The 25825-nt window shown below is 31.5% G+C and carries 23 protein-coding genes and 1 rRNA gene (1 of these 24 running past the window's edge); 15 read left to right on the top strand and 9 right to left on the bottom strand.

Going from position 1 to position 25825, the window contains the following annotated elements:
- Positions 1 to 29: 29 nt before the first annotated feature.
- Positions 30 to 1307, bottom strand: a complete 1278-nt coding sequence (locus Ollyesu_RS02395) for an aryl-sulfate sulfotransferase (protein WP_279302208.1) — start codon at positions 1305 to 1307, stop codon at positions 30 to 32.
- A gap of 89 nt (positions 1308 to 1396) precedes the next feature.
- Here Ollyesu_RS02395 and Ollyesu_RS02390 point away from each other — a divergent pair, with 89 nt between their 5' ends.
- The 11 genes from Ollyesu_RS02390 (at position 1397) to Ollyesu_RS02340 (ending at position 10853) form a co-directional block, all read left to right on the top strand.
- A complete protein-coding gene (locus Ollyesu_RS02390; RefSeq protein WP_279302207.1) occupies positions 1397 to 2374 on the top strand; it encodes a polyprenyl synthetase family protein in 978 nt (325 codons plus the stop codon).
- Between the two features lie 78 nt (positions 2375 to 2452).
- The gene (locus tag Ollyesu_RS02385) at positions 2453 to 3013 is read left to right on the top strand and encodes an RNA polymerase sigma factor (RefSeq protein WP_279302206.1); all 561 of its coding nucleotides are present in this window, start codon (positions 2453 to 2455) and stop codon (positions 3011 to 3013) included.
- Positions 3000 to 3227: a hypothetical protein gene (locus tag Ollyesu_RS02380; RefSeq protein ID WP_279302205.1), complete on the top strand. Its 228-nt coding sequence runs from the start codon at positions 3000 to 3002 to the stop codon at positions 3225 to 3227. Before Ollyesu_RS02385 ends, Ollyesu_RS02380 begins: the two co-directional genes overlap by 14 nt.
- On the top strand, positions 3163 to 3693 hold the full coding sequence (locus tag Ollyesu_RS02375) for a hypothetical protein (RefSeq protein WP_279302204.1): 531 nt from the start codon (positions 3163 to 3165) through the stop codon (positions 3691 to 3693). The genes Ollyesu_RS02380 and Ollyesu_RS02375 overlap by 65 nt, the downstream gene beginning before the upstream one ends.
- Before the next feature lie 23 nt (positions 3694 to 3716).
- On the top strand, positions 3717 to 4763 hold the full coding sequence (locus tag Ollyesu_RS02370) for a hypothetical protein (RefSeq protein WP_279302203.1): 1047 nt from the start codon (positions 3717 to 3719) through the stop codon (positions 4761 to 4763).
- A 430-nt stretch (positions 4764 to 5193) separates the two neighbouring features.
- Positions 5194 to 6591 carry an arginine decarboxylase gene (locus Ollyesu_RS02365; RefSeq protein ID WP_279302202.1) on the top strand — a complete coding sequence of 466 codons (1398 nt, stop codon included), beginning with the start codon at positions 5194 to 5196 and terminating at the stop codon, positions 6589 to 6591.
- Positions 6581 to 7519 carry an agmatinase gene (gene speB, locus Ollyesu_RS02360; RefSeq protein ID WP_279302201.1) on the top strand — a complete coding sequence of 313 codons (939 nt, stop codon included), beginning with the start codon at positions 6581 to 6583 and terminating at the stop codon, positions 7517 to 7519. Before Ollyesu_RS02365 ends, speB begins: the two co-directional genes overlap by 11 nt.
- Positions 7509 to 8483, top strand: coding sequence for a deoxyhypusine synthase family protein (locus Ollyesu_RS02355; protein ID WP_279302200.1), 975 nt, complete (start codon positions 7509 to 7511; stop codon positions 8481 to 8483). The genes speB and Ollyesu_RS02355 overlap by 11 nt, the downstream gene beginning before the upstream one ends.
- Positions 8483 to 10018, top strand: a complete 1536-nt coding sequence (locus tag Ollyesu_RS02350) for a bifunctional GNAT family N-acetyltransferase/carbon-nitrogen hydrolase family protein (RefSeq protein WP_279302199.1) — start codon at positions 8483 to 8485, stop codon at positions 10016 to 10018. Before Ollyesu_RS02355 ends, Ollyesu_RS02350 begins: the two co-directional genes overlap by 1 nt.
- Positions 10019 to 10028: 10 nt before the next feature.
- Complete coding sequence (locus Ollyesu_RS02345) at positions 10029 to 10349, top strand: hypothetical protein (RefSeq protein WP_279302198.1); 321 nt, start codon at positions 10029 to 10031, stop codon at positions 10347 to 10349.
- Positions 10350 to 10511: 162 nt separating this feature from the next.
- On the top strand, positions 10512 to 10853 hold the full coding sequence (locus tag Ollyesu_RS02340) for a hypothetical protein (RefSeq protein ID WP_279302197.1): 342 nt from the start codon (positions 10512 to 10514) through the stop codon (positions 10851 to 10853).
- Between the two features lie 215 nt (positions 10854 to 11068).
- On the opposite strand, the gene Ollyesu_RS02335 is transcribed toward Ollyesu_RS02340, so the two are convergent.
- The 4 genes from Ollyesu_RS02335 to Ollyesu_RS02320 form a co-directional block, all read right to left on the bottom strand.
- Positions 11069 to 11704 (bottom strand): SMI1/KNR4 family protein, encoded by a 636-nt coding sequence (locus Ollyesu_RS02335; RefSeq protein WP_279302196.1) that lies wholly within the window; start codon positions 11702 to 11704, stop codon positions 11069 to 11071.
- Between the two features lie 133 nt (positions 11705 to 11837).
- On the bottom strand, positions 11838 to 12887 hold the full coding sequence (locus Ollyesu_RS02330; RefSeq protein WP_279302195.1) for a nucleoid-associated protein: 1050 nt from the start codon (positions 12885 to 12887) through the stop codon (positions 11838 to 11840).
- A 110-nt stretch (positions 12888 to 12997) separates the two neighbouring features.
- On the bottom strand, positions 12998 to 13657 hold the full coding sequence (locus Ollyesu_RS02325) for a hypothetical protein (protein ID WP_279302194.1): 660 nt from the start codon (positions 13655 to 13657) through the stop codon (positions 12998 to 13000).
- Positions 13658 to 13843: 186 nt separating this feature from the next.
- Positions 13844 to 14698: a DUF4412 domain-containing protein gene (locus Ollyesu_RS02320; protein WP_279302193.1), complete on the bottom strand. Its 855-nt coding sequence runs from the start codon at positions 14696 to 14698 to the stop codon at positions 13844 to 13846.
- 90 nt (positions 14699 to 14788) lie between these two features.
- Between Ollyesu_RS02320 and Ollyesu_RS02315 the strand changes: the two genes are divergently transcribed.
- Together Ollyesu_RS02315 and Ollyesu_RS02310 are read left to right on the top strand one after the other, a co-directional pair.
- The gene (locus Ollyesu_RS02315; RefSeq protein WP_279302192.1) at positions 14789 to 15358 is read left to right on the top strand and encodes a sigma-70 family RNA polymerase sigma factor; all 570 of its coding nucleotides are present in this window, start codon (positions 14789 to 14791) and stop codon (positions 15356 to 15358) included.
- 1 nt (position 15359) lies between these two features.
- On the top strand, positions 15360 to 16079 hold the full coding sequence (locus Ollyesu_RS02310; RefSeq protein WP_279302191.1) for a hypothetical protein: 720 nt from the start codon (positions 15360 to 15362) through the stop codon (positions 16077 to 16079).
- On the opposite strand, the gene Ollyesu_RS02305 is transcribed toward Ollyesu_RS02310, so the two are convergent.
- The 4 genes from Ollyesu_RS02305 to Ollyesu_RS02290 form a co-directional block, all read right to left on the bottom strand.
- The gene (locus tag Ollyesu_RS02305) at positions 16076 to 18613 is read right to left on the bottom strand and encodes a CHAT domain-containing protein (RefSeq protein ID WP_279302190.1); all 2538 of its coding nucleotides are present in this window, start codon (positions 18611 to 18613) and stop codon (positions 16076 to 16078) included. The genes Ollyesu_RS02310 and Ollyesu_RS02305 overlap by 4 nt on opposite strands.
- A 292-nt stretch (positions 18614 to 18905) precedes the next feature.
- The gene (locus Ollyesu_RS02300) at positions 18906 to 19520 is read right to left on the bottom strand and encodes a hypothetical protein (protein ID WP_279302189.1); all 615 of its coding nucleotides are present in this window, start codon (positions 19518 to 19520) and stop codon (positions 18906 to 18908) included.
- A 156-nt stretch (positions 19521 to 19676) separates the two neighbouring features.
- Positions 19677 to 22103 carry a DUF3352 domain-containing protein gene (locus Ollyesu_RS02295; protein ID WP_279302188.1) on the bottom strand — a complete coding sequence of 809 codons (2427 nt, stop codon included), beginning with the start codon at positions 22101 to 22103 and terminating at the stop codon, positions 19677 to 19679.
- 31 nt (positions 22104 to 22134) lie between these two features.
- A complete protein-coding gene (locus tag Ollyesu_RS02290) occupies positions 22135 to 22734 on the bottom strand; it encodes a ribonuclease HII (RefSeq protein WP_279302187.1) in 600 nt (199 codons plus the stop codon).
- A gap of 145 nt (positions 22735 to 22879) precedes the next feature.
- Here Ollyesu_RS02290 and Ollyesu_RS02285 point away from each other — a divergent pair, with 145 nt between their 5' ends.
- Together Ollyesu_RS02285 and Ollyesu_RS02280 are read left to right on the top strand one after the other, a co-directional pair.
- Entirely contained in the window at positions 22880 to 24850 is a 1971-nt protein-coding gene (locus Ollyesu_RS02285; RefSeq protein ID WP_279302186.1) for a putative porin, read from the top strand.
- Positions 24851 to 25452: 602 nt separating this feature from the next.
- A 16S ribosomal RNA gene (locus tag Ollyesu_RS02280) occupies positions 25453 to 25825 on the top strand (it continues 1147 nt past the right edge of the window).

Below are 25825 nucleotides of genomic sequence, written 5' to 3'. Positions count from 1 at the left end.
CGAATTAATATACAATTTTTTTTTTAAAATCACAGCATTAAGTCGTCAAGCAACTCATCTTCAGTGTTGTAATTATAACACCTCCAAAGCGAAACTCCCATACCGTTATATTTCCAAGCAATCTCTCCACCTGCTGTAATTTCCCAAAAACCATAATCACCTTCACAGATAAGAGTATTTCCATTTGGCAATCTTACTGCTCCAGAAATGATTTTAGAATACATTTCTGTATCTGTAAATTGCCAGACTATGTTAGGTTCGTTATTCGTATTTGGAATCAAATTAAAGGTGGCTGGTAGCTCTAATTCATACACTGCAGATTGTGTTTGATTATTGTCTCTATTAACAAAGACTAACATGTTATCTTTACCAGGGACTTCTTTTTCTATTAAATTAGGAAAATGATTATTATAAAATAATCTATCACCAACATTATTATAGGCTTCTGGGTTACCAAATCTGTATATTAAATCGCCTCCTTTATTATAGTTGCCTCCAGTATTGGAAGCTGCTTCAAGTGTTGTAGTACTGTGATCTATCACCCAAATTTCACTATAATCATTTACGCTTAGGTAGATAATATCTTCGGTTTCGTCATAATCTATACCATTTGCATGCATGATGTCTCCTCCTTGGGCTACACTATTATAATTTATATCTATAAGATTTGGGTTATCATTGATTACTCCATAATTAAGTTTTGTTGAGTCTAAATCTTGTACGATATGATCAAAACTATTCCATTTCCAAACAATTTGATTGCTATCGGGATTAATTTCAATTAAGGTTTCTGGATATATAGCTTCAGTTACATTTACGCCATTTGATTGTGCTGTTAATGGTTCAACTTTTTCCCAAGCCATAAATAATAGATTTCCGTTAGGTAGTAGCTCTACATCATGATGTGCTATGTAGTTTTCTGAAGCGTAAGTATATTGCCAATCTACAGAGGAATTAGGGTTTAAAATTTTAATTGTACCACCAGCACCTCCAAAACTAATTTCTGGTGCATTTACTTTAAACATACCTAAAAGTTTACCACCTTCAATAATTTCTAAATCATTACCAAGCCTTGTGTCAAAATTCCATTCAAAAACACGTTCTCCTTCTTTATTAAGTAAATAAGAAGTGTTTCCTCCATTTTCTACTGCTAAAACCAAACTATTTTCCAACAGATTTTCATTATACACTTCAATGTTAGAAGTTAAAGAAACTGAAGGTTGAGGGAGTATAAAGTTTTGTGGTTCTTCCTCTTTGCTACAATTAAATAAAGAGCAAATTAAGAGTAAGTAGATGTAGTTTTTCATTTTTATAGCTTTTGTAATAAAATTAGTAATTATTGTAATCTTGACAATAAAGTTTCTTATTTTTTATTAGGTTTGTTAAAAGCACTTTTTTGAAAATAACCGAACAAATAAAACAGCCAATAGCTTTTGAAATGGAACTTTTTGAACAAAAGTTTAGACTTTCTATGTCTTCTAAAGTTGCTCTTTTAAATAGAATTACCTACTATATTGTTAACCGTAAAGGAAAACAAATGCGACCTATGTTTGTGTTTTTGGTGGCTAAAATGGTATCTAATGGCGAGGTCAGTGAGCGTACTTACAGAGGTGCATCTGTCATAGAGCTAATTCATACTGCTACCTTAGTCCATGATGATGTGGTTGACGATAGTAATAAACGTCGTGGTTTTTTCTCAATAAACGCTTTATGGAAAAATAAAATAGCGGTTTTAATTGGTGATTTTTTACTCTCTAAAGGTTTGCTGTTATCTATAGATAATAACGATTTTGACTTACTTAAAATAATCTCGATAGCTGTAAGAGAAATGAGCGAAGGCGAGTTGCTTCAAATAGAAAAAGCACGTAAATTAGATATTACAGAAGACGTGTATTATGATATCATCCGCCAAAAAACAGCAACACTAATTGCTGCGTGTTGTAGCTTAGGTGCTGCATCTGTCAAACCCAACTCGGTTGAGGTAGAAAGTATGCGTAAGTTTGGAGAATTAATAGGAATGGCGTTTCAAATTAAAGACGATTTATTTGATTACGGTACCCAACGTATTGGTAAACCAACTGGTATTGATATTAAAGAGCAAAAAATGACACTACCTCTAATTTACGTCCTTAATAACAGCTCCAAAAAAGATAAAAACTGGATAATCAACTCTATTAAAAATCATAACAAAGACAAAAAAAGAGTTAATCAAGTCATTGATTTTGTAAAGCAAAATGGAGGCTTGGATTACGCAGTTTCAAAAATGAAAAGTTTCCAAAAAGAAGCACTTCAACTACTTAAACACTACCCAGAATCTGATTATAAAACGTCTTTAGAGTTAATGGTTAATTACGTCATTGAAAGAAAAAAATAACTTTTTTTCATCTTAAGGCAACCTTTTGTAAAACTTTTACGTCTTTATAAATAGAACACCAAACTAAACACCAACATTGTGAAAGTTGTTACTTTATTTAATAACGAAACTAAGCTTATAAAAAAAGCAACTCAAAATAATCGTGAGGCTCAACACGTATTATTTGAATTGCACGCACCTAAGATGCTAAGTGTTTGTCGTTATTATATAAAAGATATACATCACGCAGAAGAAGCTATGTTAAACGGTTTTTTAAAGGTGTTTACTAATTTAAAAAGTTACAGACAGGAAGGTAGTTTTGAAGGATGGATAAGACGTATTATGGTTAGAGAAGCTATTTCTTTTTTAAGACAGAAAAAAAGTGTTCAATTTGTTTATGAAGAGTATGAACATGTAGATATCCAAGACGAGACCTCTCAACAGTATGATGTTGCTCAATTACAAGAGTTAATAGATAATTTACCTGAAGGTTATAAAATGGTGTTTGTTATGTATGCGATAGAAGGTTATAAGCATGCAGAAATTGCTACACTTTTAAACATTAGTGAAGGGACATCAAAATCGCAGTTATTTAAAGCTAGAAAGCTTTTGCAAGACAATATTAAAAAAATTAATACTAAAGAATATGGCACCAAATAAATTTGAAAAGCAATTAAAAGATACCTTAGAGGGTCGTACAATTGCACCCAGCCAAAAGGCTTGGAGCCAATTAGATACAGCATTGCAAACACAACAAACTAAATCAAAATACACTTTCTGGTGGTTAGGGATTGCTGCTACTTTTTTAGGTGTGTGTTTGGCTATTTACATATCTAAAAATAATAGTAATCCAATCCATAGTAAACGAGGTTAAACAGGATACTTTAATACCTAATAATTCAAATACAATTGAAAATAAGCCGATTGTTGAAATAAAAAATGAAGAGCAAATAGAAGAGGCAAAAACAATTGTAAAAAAGACACCTTTATTAGCAACTACAAAAGTGGTAGAGCAATCAAATCAGAATATAAACCCTTCTATAAAAGAAACTTCAAGTATTCAAAATAAAAAGGTTGTGATTCCTCTAAAAGAAGAAGTAACTAACACTACAGTTGCAGACCAAAACATAACTACTAAAGAAGCTACTTTACTGTTAGAGGAAGCTTACTCAGAGGTTAAAGCTAATAATAATCAATATCAAGTAGAAAAAATAGACGCCAATGCGTTGCTGGAAGAAGTCGAGATAAAATCCGAAAAATCTCTAAAAAACAGATTGTTTCATGCTGTAAAATCAGGCTATGAAACTTTAAAATCTACAGTAGCCGAGCGTAATTATTAATAATCATTAAAAAACAAACAGTTATGCAAACCATTACAAAACATTTAGCGTATTTAATTTTTTTAATTGTAGTATCTCAAGTCAGTGCACAAGAAAACAACACTAATACAGAGTTAGAAGTCATTAAAGAACAAATTAAAACAGATGAACGTGATGCTTTAAAGTTAGAAATTGAAGCGATTAACGATAGATTAGAAGATGATAAAATTACATTTGACGAAGCCGAACAATTAAAACAAAACGCTGCAGAAAAACGAGCATTAAATATCGAAAACCGGATTGCAATTGCAGCTAATAGAATGGAGTTTATGAAGCGAAACAAGGATGAGTTTGGTGAAGACTCAAAAAATGTGGTGTCCATTAAAATTGGCGAAGGAGATAGAGAGATTTTAGGTGTGAAAACTAGTGGTAATCCTCCAAAACAAGATGTAAGAACAGGAAATCAATTAGTTTTTGCAATGGGTTTTAATAACGCTATTATTGATGGTGTTAGCTTGGACGACTCACCTTATAAATTAGGTGGATCTGGTTTTGTAGAGCTAGGTTGGTTATGGAATACTAGAGTGTTTGAAAATTCTAATGCACTACGTTTTAAATACGGATTTTCATTTCAATGGAATAAATTAGATATTAAAGATAATCAGTTTTTTCAGCAAAATAATAATAGCACCACATTAGAAACGTTTCCAACCGACTTAAAAAAAGCTAAATTTAGAACTACAAATTTGGTCGTGCCTATTCATTTTGAATTTGGTCCATGGAACAAAAAAGAATATAAAGATGGACGAGTACGTTACTTTAATCATGATAAATTCAAAATAGGAATAGGCGGTTACGCTGGAGTTGCATTAAGATCTCAACAAAAGTTAGTGTATGAAGACGATGGAGAGCGTGTTAAGCAAAAAATAAAGAGTGGATACAACACCAACACTTTTGTTTATGGTTTAAGTGCCTATATTGGAGTAGGAGATTTAAGTCTATACGCTAAATATGATTTATCACCAATATTTAAAAACCAAGCTGTAGAACAAAACAATATATCATTGGGAATTAGACTTGATATGGATTAGTCAATCATTTAGTTGTCTTTAAAGCGTTTGTATTTATTTGTAAATAGAGACGCTTTTTTTCATTTTAAACACTTGACAATTAGGCGATTGAAATTTTTTTTCAAAAACATTAAATTTTTTTAAAAAAAAGTTTGGAATTCAAAAAAAAGTAGTTCATTTGTAATGTATTTAGCTGAACACTTTGAACTCTGTTTCTACGTTCGGGCTTTTGAAAATTAGGAAGTCATATTCAAAAGCAGCTTACAGATTAAGCGACCGAATTTTAAAGCTAACTTCCGCTTTTACTTCAATATATGCTAGTCAGCATCAGTATGGCTTTGTGCCTACTTGTGACCTTAAAATCCAGATTTGATTAATACATTATTATTTGTTTTTAGCAGCTTATTTCATGCTGTTTCTTATTTAAATTTCAACATTTTTAAAAATAATAATGAACACAAAATACATAGACTTAATCAGTCAAACCTTTGATTTTCCTCAACCAGAATTCAAGCTTGAGGATAAAACACTACAGTTTCATGACATAGATTTAATGGAGTTGGTGGAAGCGTATGGAGCGCCTTTAAAATTTACCTACTTACCACAAATATCAAATAACATTCAACGTGCAAAAACATGGTTTAATGACGCTATAAAAAAGCATGATTACAATGGAAAATACAATTATTGTTATTGCACAAAAAGCTCACATTTTAAACATGTTTTAAATGAAGCTTTAAAAAACGATATCCATATAGAAACGTCTTCTGCTTTTGATATAGATATAGTAGAAAACCTAAAAAAAGAAGGCAAAATAACTAATGAGACTTTTGTTATTAGTAATGGGTTTAAACGTGAGCAGTACATAACCAACATTGCTAGGCTTATTAATAATGGACAAAAAAACTGTATTCCTATAATAGATAACTATGAAGAAATAGATTTACTTTCAAATCAGATTGATGGTAAATTTAAAGTAGGTATCAGAATAGCTTCAGAAGAAGAACCAAAATTTGAGTTTTATACCTCAAGATTAGGCATTGGGTATAAAAATATTGTCCCTTTTTATAAAAATCAAATTAAAGACAACCCAAAAGTAGAGCTTAAAATGCTTCACTTTTTTATCAATACAGGAATTAGAGATAATGCTTACTATTGGAATGAGTTGTTAAAATGTTTGAAAGTGTACACTAGCTTAAAAAAGATTTGTCCAAGTTTAGACAGTTTAAATATCGGTGGTGGATTTCCTATAAAAAACTCGTTAGCTTTTGAGTTTGATTACGAGTATATGATAGACGAAATCATCAACCAAATCAAACAAACTTGTGACGAAGAGGACGTGGACGTCCCAAACATTTTTACTGAATTTGGAAGTTTTACGGTAGGCGAAAGTGGAGGAGCAATTTACGAGGTCTTATACCAAAAACAACAAAACGATCGTGAAAAATGGAACATGATAAACTCATCTTTTATAACAACACTTCCAGATACTTGGGCAATCAACAAGCGTTTTATCATGTTAGCAATTAACAGATGGAACGATAGTTATGAGCGTGTTTTATTAGGTGGTTTAACTTGTGATAGCGACGATTATTATAATAGCGAGCAACACATGAACGCGATTTATTTACCAAAATATAACAAAGATAAACCATTGTATATAGGCTTTTTTAACACAGGAGCTTATCAAGAAACTATAGGTGGATTTGGAGGGTTGCAACACTGTTTAATACCTAGTCCAAAACATATATTAATAGATAAAGACCAAGATGGCAACATCACAAAAACAGTATTTAAAGAACAACAAAAAAGTGAAGACTTACTTAAAATTTTAGGTTATGCAAACTAAAACATATGCTGGGATTCCAGAAGAATTAGCAAAATTAGAACAAGCAAAAGTAGTTTTAATTCCAGTGCCATATGATGGTACAAGTACATGGCAAAAAGGTGCAGATAAAGGTCCTGAAGCCTTTTTAGATGCGTCTGCAAATATGGAGTTGTATGATATCGAAACAGATACCGAAGTGTACAAACAAGGTGTGTTTTTAGCAGATGCTGTTTCAGAAAACACTTCACCAGAAGCAATGGTTGATGCTGTGCACCAAGCCACAAAAAAGTATATCAAAAAAAATAAGTTTGTCACTATTTTTGGAGGTGAACATTCTGTATCTATAGGTACTATTCGTGCATTTAACGAGATGTTTCCTAGTCTAACGGTTTTACAGTTAGATGCACATGCCGATTTGCGTAAAACGTATGAAGGTTCTATTTGCAATCACGCGTGTGCGTTATATGAAGCGAGTCAGACTACCAATTTGATCCAAGTGGGAATCCGCTCTATGGATGCTATAGAAAAAACAGTTATGGACGAAGAAAAAACATACTTCGCTCATGAGATGGCAATGGATGATACTTGGATGGATAGCGCAGTAGACCAAATGACAGATAATGTATTTATAACTATAGATTTAGATGCTTTTGATCCATCTATCATGCCAAGTACAGGAACACCAGAACCTGGTGGATTATTATGGTACGAAACCTTAGAGTTTTTAAAACAAGTTTTTGAGGAAAAAAACGTCGTTGGTTTTGATATTGTAGAGCTATGTCCAAATAAAATTGATAAATCTTCAGACTTTTTAGCTGCTAAATTATACTATAAAATGCTAAGTTATAAGTTTTTAAATGAAGTAGCAGAAGACGATTACGACAATACTTACGATAGCACAAAACAAAAAAATAACAGTTCTAAATTTAACGAAGACGATGAGTACTAAAGGCCCAATTTCTCAATTTATACAACATCATTATTTACACTTTAATGCAGCAGCTTTAGTAGATGCAGCTAAAGGGTATGAAGCGCAATTAGATAAAGGTGCTAAAATGTTAGTGTCACTTGCAGGTGCTATGAGTACTGCGGAACTTGGTAAAAGTTTTGCAGAAATGATTCGACAAGATAAAGTACATATTATTTCGTGTACTGGAGCAAACTTAGAGGAAGATATCATGAATTTAGTGGCGCATTCGCACTACAAGCGTGTACCAAACTATCGTGATTTAACACCTCAAGAAGAATGGGACTTATTAGAAAAAGGACTAAATCGTGTGACAGATACGTGTATTCCAGAAGAGGAAGCGTTTAGACGTTTACAACAACATATCGAGAAAATCTGGAAAGATGCAGAAGCTAAAGGCGAACGCTATTTACCACATGAGTATATGTACAAAATGTTGTTGTCAGGCGTATTAGAGCAATATTACGAAATAGACTTAAAAGACTCATGGATGTATGCTGCTGCAGAAAAAAACCTACCAATAGTGTGTCCTGGTTGGGAAGATAGCACGATGGGAAATATTTTTGCGAGTTATGTTTTAAAAGGCGAACTTAAAGCAAGTACCATGAAATCTGGTATAGAATACATGACCTTTTTAGCAGATTGGTATACCGAAAATTCAGCAAAAGGTATTGGATTCTTTCAAATTGGAGGTGGTATTGCAGGAGACTTCCCAATTTGTGTTGTGCCAATGCTATACCAAGATATGGAACGTACAGACACACCATTTTGGAGTTATTTCTGTCAAATTAGTGATTCAACTACTAGTTATGGGTCGTATTCTGGAGCAGTTCCAAACGAAAAAATTACTTGGGGAAAACTAGATATTGATACACCAAAGTTTATTGTAGAAAGTGACGCAACTATTGTGGCACCATTAATTTTTGCTTATATCTTAGGTTTGTAATGGAAGACCAGAAAATTGAAAATATCGAATTAAAATACTTAACCGTAAGTGATTATGAAGAGCTAAAATCGGCAACTTTAGAGTCTTATGGTGGTGTGCTTAATACGTATTGGAAAAAGCATCACATAGAGCGTTTAACCTCTATTTTCCCAAAAGGTCAAGTGGTGATTAAAATTGATGGTAATATCGCAGGATGCGCCTTGTCTTTAATCGTCAATTACGACAAGATAGAAGATAATCATACTTATGCAGATATTATAGAAGGTGACGATTTTAAAAATCACGATCCTAATGGTGATGTGTTATATGGTATAGATGTGTTTATCAAACCAGAATACAGAGGATTAAGATTGGGTAGACGTCTTTATGATTACAGAAAAGAAGTTTGCGAAGAATTAAACTTAAAAGGTATTGTTTTTGGTGGTAGAATGCCAAATTTTCATAAATATCAAGACCAATTATCGCCTAAAGAATACATAGAAAAAGTTAAGCGCAAAGAAATCCATGATCCTGTATTAAATTTTCAAATCTCTAACGACTTTCACCCTTTAAGAGTTATAAAAGGCTATTTGGAAGGTGATACAGCGTCTAACGAGTATGCTGTGTTAATGGAATGGGATAATATTTATTATACTAAGCAAAGTAAAAAAGCAAGCACTGTAAAAACAGTAGTGCGCTTAGGTCTTATACAGTGGCAAATGCGAACGTATCATAGCTTAGAAGAGTTAATGCAACAGGTCGAGTATTTTGTAGATAGTGTTGCTGCCTATCGTTCAGACTTTGCGTTGTTTCCAGAGTTTTTTAATGCGCCTCTAATGGCTAAGTTTAACCATTTGCATGAGCCAGATGCGATTAGGGAATTAGCAAATTATACCAAGGAGATTGTCGAAAAAATGCAACAATTATCCATATCATACAACATTAATATTATTACTGGAAGTATGCCAGAAGTCATTGATAATAAGTTGTATAATGTTGGCTATTTATGTCGCAGAGATGGTAGTTTAGAGCGTTATGAAAAAATCCATGTTACTCCAGACGAAGCTAAAGTTTGGGGTATGCAAAAAGGTAATAAACTACAAACCTTCCAAACAGATGCAGGTAAAATAGGGATTTTAATCTGTTATGATTCCGAGTTTCCAGAACTCTCTCGTTTATTATCAGACGAAGGGATGGACATCCTGTTTGTTCCATTTTTAACAGACACACAAAATGGCTACTCTCGTGTGCGTTTATGTGCACAAGCTAGAGCTATAGAAAACGAATGTTATGTGGCTATTGCAGGAAGCGTTGGTAACTTACCAAACGTAAATAATATGGACATCCAATACGCACAATCTGCTGTGTTTACACCTTGCGATTTTTCGTTTCCAAGTAATGGAATAAAAGCAGAAGCGACCACAAATACCGAAATGATTTTAGTAGCAGACGTAGATTTAAGTTTATTACGCGAGTTACATACATTTGGAGCAGTTAAAAACTTAAAAGACCGAAGAAAAGATTTTTACGATGTTATTAGAGTAAATAAAAAATAAACTATTGAAAATGAAAAAACCTGACAACTTAAAACGCGTCATTGTTGATTTTAAAAAATTAACACCAGAAATTTTAAAACTATTAGTCGATAAATATCCTGATGGTTATGATGAAGACCACATCATCGAGTTTAGAAATGCTAAAAACGAATTAATCGAAGCAGTAGAAGTGACTACAGAAGACACCAAGTATTTAGTAAAAGTTAGTACTAAATTGGTAAAAACTATGGAAAACTATGACGAAGACGATTATGAAGATTTTGACGATGACGATCCAGAAGCAGTACAAGACCCAATAGAACCGTCTGAAGAGCAAGACGACGATTTTTAACACCTAAGATGACGACACCTAAACCCATAAAGTAAACGTATATTAAACAGATTTGACCACGCGTTGTTGTAACCGTTACAACACTAAAAGCAGTTTCGGACTTGAGGTGGTAAACTTCCGGAAACACCACAAAAATCTATTTATTTTAAAACCTTTACGATTATGAAATCAAAACTAATAATACTAGCAATAGCACTAGTAAGTGTAACGTTAAGCTCATTTACAACTAATCCAACACAAACTACTGTAACAGGTGTGTATGAAGGTGTTGTAGATACCAATTATATTTTTACCGTAAATACTAAAGACGGTAAAGAAAAAATGGCATTTAATTACTTAGGTGAAGACGTATTTGAAAACTTCGATTTAGACGCTGAGGAAAACATTGGTAAAACTTTTACAATCACTTATGAAGCCTCTTTAGAAATAGGCGAAAACGAAGAAGGTGATGAAGAAGAAGTTGAGTACTTAACCATTACTAAACTAAAGCTGATAACAGACTAGTTTCTATGATGATATTAAAAAAGCGATTTGAACCTTCAAATCGCTTTTTTTTTTAATTTTTTACAGTTTCGAACCTAGTAGAACGTCTTCGTGTATGGTTTGTTGCGTTGGTGAGAACTAAGTTAGCAAAAGGAAACGAACCAGAGGAAAATCCGTAGGATTTTTCGAGTACACAAAGAACAAGCAATTATCTATACAGGTTGTTGGCTACTTTTTTATCTTACAATAATTAGTGTAATTACTACTATTATTGCAATTAAACACACAGCTATTTTAGTATAATTTGCAATTCTCTCTTTCCTTTCTTTGGCTTCTCGCAATTTCTGGTTTATGTCGTAATCCAAGCTATTGTTAATCCAATTCTCAAAATTGTTTTCAATATTGGAATTTAAAAAGGCAGGAAATATTTCATCGTTCGACATAACTTCATCTATCCAAACTTGCCCAAAAGATTTTCCTTTAATTATTAACCTGATACCATTTCCACATCCAGTACCTTTCAAAAAAATTGTTCCGTTGGTTACATCAAAATAGTCATATTGAGTTTCATGTAATTCGTATGTAGGATTGGTAAGTGGAAATTTTATAAATGGATTTTCAAAAGTGTCATCAATTTGATCAAGATCTTTGAAATCATAATCGGAGATTATATTTTCGCAATATCCATTATATTTTTTATTGCAAATAATTCCATTGGCAACGTTTGTAACAAAAAACTTATAGTATTCAGGTAATTTAAGTTGGTAATGCTTTTCAAAGTTATGTAAGTCTTCTTTTTTTGCAGTTGGTAAGACATCATATTTATCTTTTAGATTAATTTTAAAAAACTCAATTTTTTCTTTGATATTCATTCGGTTGTTAAAATTTTAGCCAACGTTAAGTTGATATCAAATCGTTTTAATGTTTTATATCAGCAGTTCTACTAGATTCGAAGTTAGTAGATTTTTTCGACAAAGTCAAATTGCAAAAACGCTTTAAATAGTTCTAACCTTCTACATTAAAAAACACCTTATAGTAGTGCATTTTTTTCTCGTCATCGTAACCACGTTCTAGATGCTCGCTGGCAGCTTCTGGTGCATCAATATCTAATTTAATTTGGATGTTGGTGTCTAGTTTAATATCGGTTTTAATTTTCTTTTTCTCTTTGTTTAACACCCTGTCAGATACATCAAACTGGTTTCTAATTAAAACGTTTTGTTCGGCTTCAAACTCTTTTTTATAGGCTTCAAATAAGTCTATATGTTTGTCTTCTTCAAAGATGTCGTCTTTAAAACGCTCGATATTAACTACCTCGTTCTCTTTAAAAAAATCTATGGTTTTGGCTAAAAAATCGGCACGTTGTTGTGCACCATAAGTGGTTTTAATGACTTCTGTAGAAAACTCTTTACACAACTCTAAGTAGTTTTGGGTATGGCTATTGTGGTCGTCTGCATACTTAATATTTAAAAACTTATCGGTCCAATAGGCAGCATCGTAACTATTATTGTCTACCGTTAGTACCACTTTACCTTCTGCATCTCCAGTGTTTAAAATTAAACAGCCTTTATCTACTTTTTTGGCACTAATCCCTTTTTGGACTAACACATCGTAGCTGTTATTTTCTAAATAGGTTTGAAAAAAGTTAAGCTTATTTTCAATTTTAAAAATACCAATAGCATCAATCACCATTTCATTATACTCTACACCATCAAAATAGGCAACAATCACATCTCCTGTTTTTATTTGTGCAGAGGTAGATTGCTCGTATAAGTGTTTGACAATATTTTTTGAGACATCAACAAAAGTATCATCATCTCCAAAAATTTGGTTGGTATAGGCATTAATTTCGTTTAGCTCAATATTGGCATGATGGCTAAATCGGTGACTTTGTACTAAACTTGTAAATGGTCTTAGTAAAAAGGGTAGCATCAGCTCGTAACTGGCTTCGTCAAAATGGATTTCTTTTTCAGAAAATGCATTTTTAGTGTCGTTATGTTTATTACCAACCTTGTGGATAATACATTTTAAAATAGAGGCTTTATTACGATTAATCATCTTAAAAATAAAATTTATTTACACTTACAATGTTAGTAAATAAAGAAGAAAAAAAGCACAAAAAAACCGAAGACTTTGCTTCGGTTTTTTAAAGACTAATTTAGGTAAGTTTAATTTAAAGTTATTTCAAAAATACCACCTTCATTTCCGGATATTGTTCCATGGTCATAAAACCAATCACCAGAGTAAACTGCATTTGTACCAAGAGTTAAAGGTCCAGATAATGAATAATCGCCACCAAGATCATATGTATAATCTACTTGAATGTTAGATCCATTAATAGCCCAAGTTCCTGTTGCTGTATATGGGTTTACGACATCGTCTGCACTTAATAACAGTGTTCCGTTTTCCATAAATTCTATTTCGAAGAAATAAGTATTATCATAAGTACCAGTAAATGTACCTTGAAGCGGATTATTAATGGTCATGTTTATTGTTGTTTGTCCTGCACTATTAACAGCAATAACTTGAACGTCATGTGTACCTGCTGGTAATCCATGAGTCCAATTTAAAACACCTGTAGTGCTATTAATATTTAATCCGTTAATTGTATTGGCTAAATAAAAACTACCTTGATTACCATTCCAGTTTAAGGTTGGAGCAGGAGAGTTACCAGCTGTAAAGAACATCGCATCCAATGTAGTTGCAGAATACGACACCGATGGAGCTTGTACTTGTGGCTCTGACATATCATCATCACTACATGACATAAAAGCTAATAACGTTAGGATAACTAAATAGAATTTTGATTTTAAAATTAAAGATTTCATTGTTTTTGTTTTTAAATGATTAATAGTATTTGTTTTTATTTTTAATAGTTTTAAAATGAAAAGGTTAACATCTAAACAAAAAAAGTCGAAAACTTATGTTTCGACTTCTTCTAACTAACCTAAAAAATGAAATGCATTAACTAATGTATAGGGAGATAATAGATGATAATAACGAAAGTATGATATTTACAACATTTTTTTATAGTCGTTGGTTTGGATAGTGGTTGTGGTTTTATCCAGTGCAATACAGGTCATTTTGATGCGTTGTGGTTTACGTTTTGAGGTGTCCACCATATCCATTTCCATAGTCAAACCGTTAAGCATTTTCATCCAAGATTGGCTAGCTCCTTTTTTGGCTTTAACATTATAAAAGGATTTGGCAAAACTGACACCTGCGTTTGGTGCTATCCAAACCGTTCCAGTCATATCTTTACCGACTACTTTAAACTCTTCGCATGTATAACCTAAAATAGTTTTAGTCTTTCCGGTTGCTGTAACGCTAACGTCTGTTTCTTCTATAGCATCGTCAGTCAAATCTTCAAAATCCAATTTTGTTGACATTAGCATTTTGCTGCCATTTGTATTCATAAACATGAATAGTGATTTTCTTTTAAAATCCATGACAGAAATCATTTGATCTTGTTCTGGCATACTGGTGCCAAAATAATCTTGAGAATCAGATAAGTAGTAATTGATATTGACTGCTCTTTTACCGCTTTCAATTTTCATAACATATTTATGAGAGAATGTATAACTACTAGCTGGTTCTGCTTTTGAACCAGATACATTAAACGGATTAGCTTTTTTGTTTTTCTTAGAATTATTAAAGGTAGAGTCGAATGCTTTTTCGGTTTCGCGTTCGGTTTTTTCTTCAACTTTTTTCTCTAAGGTTTTTTCGGCTGCTCTTTCAACCTTTTTACCTAGTTTTTTCCAGATTTGTGCATCTGCTTGTGTTGCAAAGCATAAACTTAAAAGGATTAGAAGTGTTTTAATAGATTTCATTGTAAATAATTTTAAATGGTTTACTATTAATAGTTTCATTTTAAAAAGGTTAACACTTTGGTTCTCTTTTGTTTAAAAAAAAGTTAAATTAGCTAATGCATGTTAACCTTTTAATCCAAAAGCTATTAAATGTCAAACAACCAAGTAGAACTATCGCTTCAAGATTTAAAACAAGGCTCTGACAAAGCGCTTCAACAAGTATATGAAGACAACAGAGAGAAGTTTATAAATTTTGCTAGACGTTACAATCTAGATCAAGAGGATGTTATTGATGTCTATCAAGACGCTTACATTGCGTTTTACAATAATGTTATGAGCGGAAAGATAGAGCAGTTTACAAGCAGTATTTCTACTTATTTGTTTAGTATTGGTAAGTACTTAATCTTTGATAAGATGAAGAAAAACAATAAAAAAGTAAGTGGTCAATTTGATTTGTCCTTAGTAAAGGATAATGATAATTTAGTCGAAACTTTAGAGGTTGATGAGCCAAGCCTAACGCATGAGCAGCAGTTGTTAAGACAACATTTTGCAGGCTTAGGTAAGCAATGTCAAGAGTTACTATCTTTATTTTATTACAGAGGATTTACCATTAAAGATATTTTAGAATATGGTAATTATAACAGCGAAAATGTTATAAAAAGCACCAAGTCTAGATGTTTAAAAACCCTAAAACAACGTATTAATAGCAATCCCTTATAGCATGAATAAAGACGAATTATTATACCTATATTTTTCTAATAGCTTGACACCAAGTCAGGAAGAGTTATTTAATGAATTATTAAAAAGTGATGCTGAATTTAAAGCACAATTTGAATTTGAGAATAACTTAAAGCAAGTCATAAAAGCAGAGAAATCTGAAGCTCTTAAAGCCAAATTACAAGATTTTGAAGTTAATATAGCAGATTCTGAACAGACCAGCTCTAGTTGGTTTAATTGGCGTATTGCTGCGTCTGTTGTGTTGTTTTTAGGTGCTGGATGGTTTGGTTATGATGCGCTTTTTGGAGTGAATTATAATGCTTTATATGATGAAAACTTCACTAATTATCCAAATACAGTCTACACCATAACACGTGGTGAAGATACAACCAGTCAAGAGCGTGATGCTTTTGTGGCTTATGAAACGCAAGATTATAAAACAGCTTTAGAGACATTTAATACGATTGAAGAGGAGCAACCTTACTTTAACTTTTACAAAGCACAAGCGCATTTAGGGTTGGATCAACTAGATGAAGCCAAAATCTTGTTTAAAGCTGAAATTGATAATGAAAAAACCTTCATAGCTGAAGCACATTGGTATCTTGCATTAATTAACTTAAAGCAAGAAAACGAAACAGAAGCAATTAAACATCTAAAAACTTTAATTACAAAATATAACTTCAAAAAAGAAGACGCTAAAGCCTTACTTAACCATTTAAATTAAGAGGTTTTCTTTCTAAACAGTAACCAAAGTAGCAATACACCAATCAAGCTTATACCTATCCAAAGCCAATAATTAGTTGTTGTTAAGGCTTCAGTATGTCCAGAAATAATAAAACCAGACCAGTAGTAAGGATGTGATAAAGCATTGTCTTTATTAGATTTTACAAAATTGACTTTTGCTTCTTGCAAAGCTTTAGATTTAGTATGTCCTTTAGATAGGTTTTCATAAAAATTGGACATTAACGATGCAGAGGACGCATCATTAATTTTCCAAAGCGTGCTTGATATACTTTGTGCACCACTAAAATAAAACCCTCTAGCTAAACTCAGTAAACCTTCACCACGTTTGAGATTGCCAATACCACTTTCGCATGCAGAGAGTGTTACCAAATTAGCGTTGAGGTTAAGATTGTACAAGTCGGCTACGTAAAGTAAATCGGATTCTTGATTTCCAAATGCTAGATAAGAAAACTCAGGATTGGTATCGTCGAAAATAGCATGTGTTGCTAAGTGGATTATTCCATAATTAGAAGCATTGGTTTTAAAGTTATCAAGGGAAGCTTGTTGATTTGTGTAAAGCGTTCCGTTATAGTATTGATTGATGTTTTGTATTTCAGTTTTACTATGTGGTAAGGGTTGTAAACTGGCTCTAAGGTCAGAATTTAACTCATTACCTTCAAACTCTGGTGCAAATGCTAATAAATTATTTTTATGTCCTTTTTTTGTTTGTATTTCTTTTAATAAAGTAGCAGAATTGATGTAAGAAATACTGTAATCCTCTACCAGATAATTAGTATCTTTTATTAAAGCTTCAAACGGAATATAGTTTAGAAGACCATCTGGTAAAATAGTTAGTCTGTCTAATAGTGTGTTTTTTAATCCTGGTTCTAAAAGAATTGAATATAGTTGATTAGCATTTAGCTGTAGTTGCTTGAGGTCTGACTTTGGATTACTTAATTGTCTTTGAAAAGTTTTAATGAGTTGATCCAAAGATTTGGTCACATCTATTTTATTAAAATGAACAGTATTGTTAGTAATTGTTAAAGTATATATAGTTTGGTTGCCATAAAAATAAGAGACTACCGCTTCTGTTTTATGCAATTGATTTTGCAAGGCGCTTAATGTTTGTATAGAAGTATCATACTTTAAATTATAATAATCCTTATAACTAGTCTCAAGCGTGTCCAAAAATTGTCTGTAATTGGTTTTTGTAGCAAATAATTGATCTTTTATGGCATCATTTTGTTGTCTGTTTATTTGCTTTTCTAGATTGGTTATTTTGATTTTATAGATTTGTTCTCTAGCAAGAATATCTTTTGGGATATTACTAAAATGTTCAGCTTTAACACCTAATAAAGATTCTAGAAGTAAGGTGCTTTTACTTTTTTCTAAAAAGAAAAAGGCATCCTCTATCGCCTGTTTTTTATCTAATTTGTATTTGCTGTAGGTAGCGTCCAATCCATTTTCAAATAGTGTATATGCATTTTCTATAAGTAATAGTTTGTCAGATTTATTTTTAAATGTAGGTTTTAAAGTATCTAACAATTTTGCAGCTTGCTTGGTGGTGCTAATTACAGAGTCAACCAAGTTTAATCGTAATTGAATTTTTCCTTTTTGTTCTAATAATTTAAATAAAGTTATTTGGTTAATAGAAGAGTTTACAACATCTCTACCTTGCACTTGCTGTATAGCTAAAGTGTTTTGCTTTAATGCGTCTTGAAATTTTCCAGTGTTAGTCAGATAGTTAGAGTAGGATTGTAAAGTGTTTGCTATTTCGACGTGCTTTAATCCTTTCCATTTTTTGTTTAATAAGTCAAGCGCGTTTATATAATTGGCTTTAACGGTATTGGTGTTGCCCATCGCTTCGTCTAGTTTCGCTTTGGTATTGTAATACAAAAAACCATAAGGTGCATTAGTGTCTGCGTAAGACTTAATCTGCTCTAGGTAATAAAACGCACTATCATATTGTTTTAAAGCAATAAAATTTTCTGCGATGGTATTTGCTTCATTAATAATATCATTTTGACTTAGATTGCTACTAACACTGTAATTAAATGCTTTTTTTAGATATAAATTAGAAGCTTTATATTTTTTAAGTTTTTTATAAACTTCACCTTTTAGTCTGTATACAGAACTTAATCTTTCATCTTTTTTTGCATCATTAATTTTGTTTATAAATCGGATGTTTTTATCATAATATTGATTTGCTACATCCAATTCACCAGTATTACTAAGTATTTTAGCTAAAAAGCTATACGCACCATACACAAGATCAATATCATTTTTTATTAATAAAGAATCTGCTATATGTTCTGTGTTGTCAATTAACAGGTTTAATTTTTTTTTAGCCTCTTCATAATTATTAAGCTTATACAAATAGGTTGCTTTGTCGTATAAATAAGAGTTTTTTATTTGAGTAATTGATGCGATATTTTTAAATGCGTCAGTATTACTGTCAAATAGACTATCCAGTGTTTTAAAATTATTTTCTAACTCTTTTAAATTATTAAAAACAGCAGCAGATTTATTGCTCATTAGATAAGCGTAAAAAAGATATTCGTATTCTTGTTTCTCTGTAGCCTCCTTAATAATCTTATTTTTGTAAAATTGGGTAGAATCCTCATTTCTATACATATGAGTGTAAAGATTGTTAAAATAGGAATCTAGAACAGAGGATTTGTTTTGGGATAATAAATGCGAATGGATACAAGTTGTAAATAAAAAAATAAAAGGCAAATATCTTTTAGAAAGTAAAACCATAAAACAAAAAATTAAGCCTAAATAATTGTTTATCTAGGCTTAAAGTTAAAAATAAAATTTAAATTTTTTATTGTGCGTCACCAATTAATAATGGTACCGAATAACTAATTGGCGTTTCTGATTGATCTACCTTGTTTATGGTTAAAGTTGCTGGACCAAAATATCCTTCTTGCTGTGCTTCAAATCTAAAAGCTTTAAAACCGTCTTGAAATTCTAATACGTTAAGCATCTCACTTTGAGAGTTTGCATAAAAAAGTACCTCTTGATTTTGGTCTGTAATTGTAGCTTCAATTGCAAGTATACTATCATCTAAAACTAAAAACTCTAGTTGATTCCATACACTAAAACATATACATGGTACAGGAGGTAATGGAGGAGGAGGAATTATTGGAAAACCTATCATAGCTCCAGTTGTAGAGCTTTCAATAATTTCATTTATTTCACCAATACGCTGCTCTGCTATTGCTGCTTGTTCTTCGTTATAGTTTGGGTCATTAGGGTTTTCTAGATAATCAAATAAATTTTGTCTTTCTGTTTCTAACGCATAAATGTATAAATCACCTTCATACACATAGTTAGTTTCAGTTAATGCAACCGTTTTAATGTTGTCTTCGTCATTATCGCATGCACATGCAGTTAGAAGTAAGCAAAATGCAATGATAAAAGTTGGTTTTAATTTCATAATTTTTTGATTTATAGCTATTTAACTATGTAATCTAATAGTTTTTTAAGACATGGAAAACATAATTTGTATAACTAGTTAATAATAATGTACAGTTGGTTGGTTAAACTGTATTTTATTATTAATGTCAAAAAATAATAAAGGTTAACTTTTAGGTTAATTTATTTTATAAACTAAAATGGAATTATTCTCACCTTTAGTTACAAACTCTAAGTTTAGGTCTTTGTCAATATTGCCTAAATCAATAGTTGATGTGCCATACACTGGAAATTTGTCAATTGGTTTGGCATTACTATCAAATAACATAACTTTCTGCGTTTGTAAGTCGGTTGTAGCAACGTAAATTTTATTATTTAATAAAAACAATTGTACAGGTGTGTAGTTTCCAAAATCTAATTCTAATGTATTGTCTTTTATATCAAAAACATTATCACTTTGCGTAACCATAGTTTTGGTTGTAGATACAATAGTGTGGTTGTCTGTAAGATTGATGTTAGTTATTGATGCATTACCATTTTGATCTATTTGGACTAAATCACCATCTTTAGTCGTAGTTGCAAAACCATTATTGTATTCAAACACAGGTTGTTTAGAAAAATCAACGTTTGTTTTTGGTCTTACTCTAGGTTTACCACGTCTGTCCAATATGTAAATTTTATTATCGGTTTTAAAAACTAAATAATCTTTTCTTCCAATTCTAATATGTTTTGGTGGTGTGTTTAGTGCGTCGTTTGCAGCTTTAAAATTAAACCCTTTAACTGTTTTTCCTTTAGCATCATATAATAAGACGTTTTTACCTTGTGTTACAAATAAACGGTAATTTCGTTTTTTATCGTAATCAAAAACCGAAAGTGGTTGAGTAATCTCATCATTAAACGACATTGGGAAGGGTTTGACATCGTTTCCGTTTCGGTCTAAGACATACACGCGTTTTGGAGTAGCAAAAGCCAATTGCAGACGTCCATTTTTATACATGTCAATTTGCTCTATATTACCCAAAATAGGACCATGAAGTTGTTTTTTCCATAATATTTTCCCTGTATTAGAAATCATATATAACGTATTTCTTATATCCTGTACCGCAATATCTTGTTGTTTAGTCCGATGATTTTTCACAAACTGAGGATTGTTTAACAAATCATAATCAAGCTTAATATTAAACAATTCTGTAATTGAATTGTCATTATTAGATTGTTTGCTTTGCTGAATTACTGCATTAAAATGTGCAAAATTAGAATCGTAAACAAACTGCAACGCATTGGTTTTGTAATCTTTAAATTGAAAATTAGCGCTACTGTCTAAGTTGGTTTTTACTAAATCTTGAAGTTTTTCAGGATTTAAAACTTGTAATATAGACGCTTGGTCGCTTAAATTAGTTTGTAAGTTTTGATAATAGTCGCGATGCGCAAAAGTGGTTTGGTTTTGAAAGTTAACAATAATGTTTTCTAAAGTTTCTGTGCTATTAGAAAACACTAAAAAATTGTCTAAAATGCAATATTTTGAAGCCTCATCCAAATGAATGAAAGGTGATAAATATGTTTCAAATAGTGTCGGATTTGAAAAATTATAGATAGAAACCTCTCTAAAGGTTTCAGCATTTTCCTGCTCGCTAATTAAAGACTCTTTGGTTGCATAAATATCTAAACTATTTAAAATAATGGCGTTGCTATTATTAAAGTAGATTTCTCCAAATTCTTTAATATTATCAAACAGAGGGTTTAGTGTTACTGTACTATCTATTTTACTAAACTGATCTAAATTAGTTTTAAAAATGCTAAAATTATTAAACGTTATACTTAAAAAACCGTTACTATTAGAAGGTGCAATTTGTGCTAATTGATTGTCTTGCGGACGCGTATTTTTAAACACATTAATTAAGCTGTTAAAACTATCGGCTGCTTTGGTTATTCCATTTAAAATGAGTTGGTTTTGGGTTAATTCAACATCAAATGTTAAAGATTCTGTAAATGATTTATAATTTAATGCTTCATTATCAAATAACTGTTTAAAAGGACTTTTAGAGTTGATTAAAACAGAAAAGGAAGCCTCTTGTTGTTGCGTTGCAATTAATGTTTTTGCTAATGTACTTTTGTTTTTAGAATTAATTAATTGTTCTAAATGTTTGCTATTACTGGCGCCAACAATAATGCGTCCTATTTTTGTGATAAACAAGGGTTGATTATTATCGGTAATCTTCTCAGTAGTAAACCCTTTTAATTTTACGGTTTCTCTATCCAGTTTTAAACTGTCTAAAGTAAATATTGAATCTTTAATTTGTGTTACAAAACTAAATTGAATACTATCCTTTTCATCTTTAAAAAGGTTGATGTAGATACGTTCATTACTTTTTAAGTGATTTAAAAACTGTAGTTTTTTGGTGATATTTTTAAAAGTATTAGTTTTTGCCAATTGTGTTATAAAGTGATTGTTGGTGGTGTTGCTTTTAAAGTTTTCAAGATTGTTAATGCTTAAAACAAAATCCGAATCACTAAAAATAAAATCGTCTATGTTATTTTTTTTAGAGGAAGAATTACAAGACAATAGAAATAAAACAAAAAGGAAACTATACCAAAAGTGTTTCATAAAGGCTGAGGGTTTATGCAAATATAATAAGTTAGAGTTCTAATGTCAATTGTTCAGGTAATAGTCTAAAGCTTTTTCTGTGGTATTTTGTAATTCCGTATTTTTTTATGGCTTCACGATGTTCTTTAGTAGGATAGCCTTTATTTTGTTTCCAATTATACATCGGGAATTCCTCATGTATTTTATTCATATACGCATCTCTGTAAGTTTTTGCTAAAACAGAAGCAGCAGCTATACTTAAGTATTTGCCATCACCTTTAATAATGGTTTCATAAGGAATGTTACTATAGGGTTTAAACTTATTGCCATCAACAATAATAAACTCCGGAATTTTGCTTAGCGTTTCAATAGATTTATGCATGGCTAAAATAGAGGCATTTAAAATGTTAATCTTATCAATATCCTCTTGAAACACATGTGCAAACCCAAAGCATAAGGCTTCGTCTTCAATAATTGGTCTTAATAAATCACGCTTTTTTTTGCTAATTAGTTTTGAGTCGTTTAAAAATTCGTTTTTAAAATTCGGTTTTAATATTACTGCAGCAGCAGTCACAGGTCCAGCAAGACAACCACGACCAGCTTCGTCTGTACCGCATTCAAAATTATAATTAGAATGTTTTAGTTTAAGCATTAAATATATTAGAAGCTTTTACGTTATTGTATTTCAAAATTATGCCTTTCTTAACAGAAAACTTAAAACCATAAAGATATTTGCTATTTTTGGCAAAATAAATGATTCAGCTTAAAATTAAAGGTCTAAAAATAGTTACCATTTAATGAAAAAAATAATTTTCACTCTTCTTTTAATAACTTTTGCAGGTGTAGCTTTTGCACAAACACCCAGAAAATTATCAAAATCCACTTCAAGTTTAAATAAATCTGACCAAGTTTTGCAAGATAGTTTAAGTCAAGGAAGAACTCTGAAAAGTAAAGGGGTTAAAAATTTAGACGCAAAAATCACAGACTATTTAATTATTACAAAACAAAGAGATACGACGTATTTAGATACAACCTTAACTATTAATAAAGAGTATAAGTTTAATTATTTAAGGCGTGATAATTTTGGTTTAATGCCATTTGCTAATGTTGGTCAAAGTTATAATAGCCTGACTTATAATTTTGAAAACTCTAATCTAATTCCTGGATTTGGTGCAAAAGCTAAGCATTTTAATTATATGGATGCAGATGATATTAATTCTTTTCATGTTCCAACACCTCTAACAGAGTTGTACTTTAAGACCGCATTTACTCAAGGTCAACAATTAGATGCATTTTTTACAACTAACACGTCTAAACAGTTAAATGCATCAATTGGTTACAAAGGAATGAGATCTTTAGGGTTTTATCAAAACTCATTGACTAGTACGGGAAATTTAAGGATTAGAGCAAGTTACAAGACAAAAGATAGGAGGTATATAGTAAATACACATTTTACCTCTCAGGATATATTTAATCAAGAAAATGGTGGACTAGTCGATAGTAATATACCCTTTTTTGAATCTGGAGATGATGATTTTAAAGAAAGAGGTGTGCTTGAGGTTAATTTCGAAGATGCAGAAAACCTATTGCTAGGAAAACGGTTTTACTTAAACCAAAGTTATGATGTAGTTAGGCCTAAAGACTCAATAAGCTCGAATAAAATACAATTAGCACATGTAATGATGTTAGAGGATAAAATTTACACCTATGATCAAACATCTGCAAATAAAGAGTTTTTTGGAGAAGCCTTTCAATCTTCAAACATAAATGATAGAACAGAGTTAGAACAATTTACTAACCAATTACAATTAAATTATAGTAATGCCACAATTGGTAATCTTCAATTTAATGCAACTCATAATAATTATAATTATGGTTATAATAGGATAGTCTTAATAAATCAAACCGTAATCCCAAACAGATTAAAAGGAGATATATTATCTGTAGGAGGAAAATACAACAAAAACTATAAAGGGTTTAATCTAAACGGAGAAGTAGGATTAAACGTTTCTGGAGAATTTGAAGGCAATTATATTTCCGGATCAGCATCCTATCAATTAAATAAAGACCTAGCAGTTTTAGCTAATATTAATCATAGTTCTACAGCGCCAGACTTTAACACCTTACTATACCAAAGTGATTATAAAAACTATAATTGGCGTAATCAGTTCAATAATATAAAGACACAACAATTAATATTTAAACTACAATCTAATAAATATGCAAACCTAACATTGGACTTAAGTACCGTAAATGACTATGTGTATTTTGCGAAAGATCAAAATGAAGCAGTAAAAGCATTTCAAAATAATGATGTTATTACCTACTTAAAAATAAAACTTCAAAAAGAAATCCGATATAATAACTTTAGATTGGATAATACAATATTATACCAAACTGTTCAAGATAATTCTAATACACTTAATGTACCTCAATTAGTTACTCGAAATACGTTATATTATTCCAACCATGTGTTTAAAAAAGCTATGTTTTTGCAAACTGGTATTATATTTAATTATTTTACAACCTATAACATGGATGATTACGATCCACTTCTGTCAGAATTTTACACACAAAATCAACAAGAATTAGGTGGTTTTCCAAGACTAGATTTCTTTGTTAATGCCAAAATCAGACAAACAAGAATATTTCTTAAGGCAGAGCATTTTAACGCAGCCTTCACTGGGCGTAATTATTATTCAGCACCAAACCATCCCTTTCGTGATTTTACAGTCCGCTTTGGATTAGTCTGGAATTTCTTTTTATAACAATAGCGTTTCCCCAAGGGGTCGGGCTTTCCATTATATCTTTTTTTTTGCCATATATGTCAGCAAAAAAAAGGATGTCATTCCAATCCCTAACGCGGTTTTAATCCTAATGCAGATGATTAGTTTGTATATGGACTATTTGAGGTTAAATGCAGTCTTAAGATAAGATGAGAGGCAAAAAAATGGTGGTTATAAAGTATTGATAATAATGGTGTTGAAGGGTTAAAAAAAAATAAAGTAAAAAAAGATTCAAAAAAGGGTTGTAGGAATAAAAAAGGGTTTTATATTTGCACCCCGAAAACGACGTAATGTAAGTTATGGAGTTATAGGTAAAAATGTACAGGGATTTTATTGAAAAGCAACAGCGAAAAAAAAATATAAATATTTTTTCAAAAAGAGTTGTGGGATAAAAAAAAGCGAATTATATTTGCACCCGCTTAAGAGATAAACGACTTAAGTACACGATAAAAAAGTTCATAAACATATTGAATTGACAGCGTAAGAGAATAATTGGAAACGATTATTTTCAAACAAAAGAATAAACCATTTTGAGTATTTTAGATTTTTAATTGTTAAGATACAGTCGCAAGACTAAAAATTTAACGATGAAGAGTTTGATCCTGGCTCAGGATGAACGCTAGCGGCAGGCTTAACACATGCAAGTCGAGGGGTAACAGAGGTGCTTGCACTTGCTGACGACCGGCGAACGGGTGCGTAACGCGTATAGAATCTGCCTCTTACTAAGGGATAGCCCAGAGAAATTTGGATTAATACCTTATGGTATGTTAACTTGGCATCAAGATAACATTAAAGGTAACGGTAAGAGATGACTATGCGTCCTATTAGCTAGATGGTGTGGTAACGGCACACCATGGCGACGATAGGTAGGGGCCCTGAGAGGGGGATCCCCCACACTGGTACTGAGACACGGACCAGACTCCTACGGGAGGCAGCAGTGAGGAATATTGGACAATG

Origin of the sequence: Olleya sp. YS, from assembly GCF_029760915.1 — a bacterium.
Taxonomy (GTDB): Bacteria; Bacteroidota; Bacteroidia; order Flavobacteriales; family Flavobacteriaceae; genus Olleya.
The sequence above is the reverse complement of the archived record's forward strand: the minus strand, read 5'-3'. Positions and strand labels throughout refer to the sequence as shown.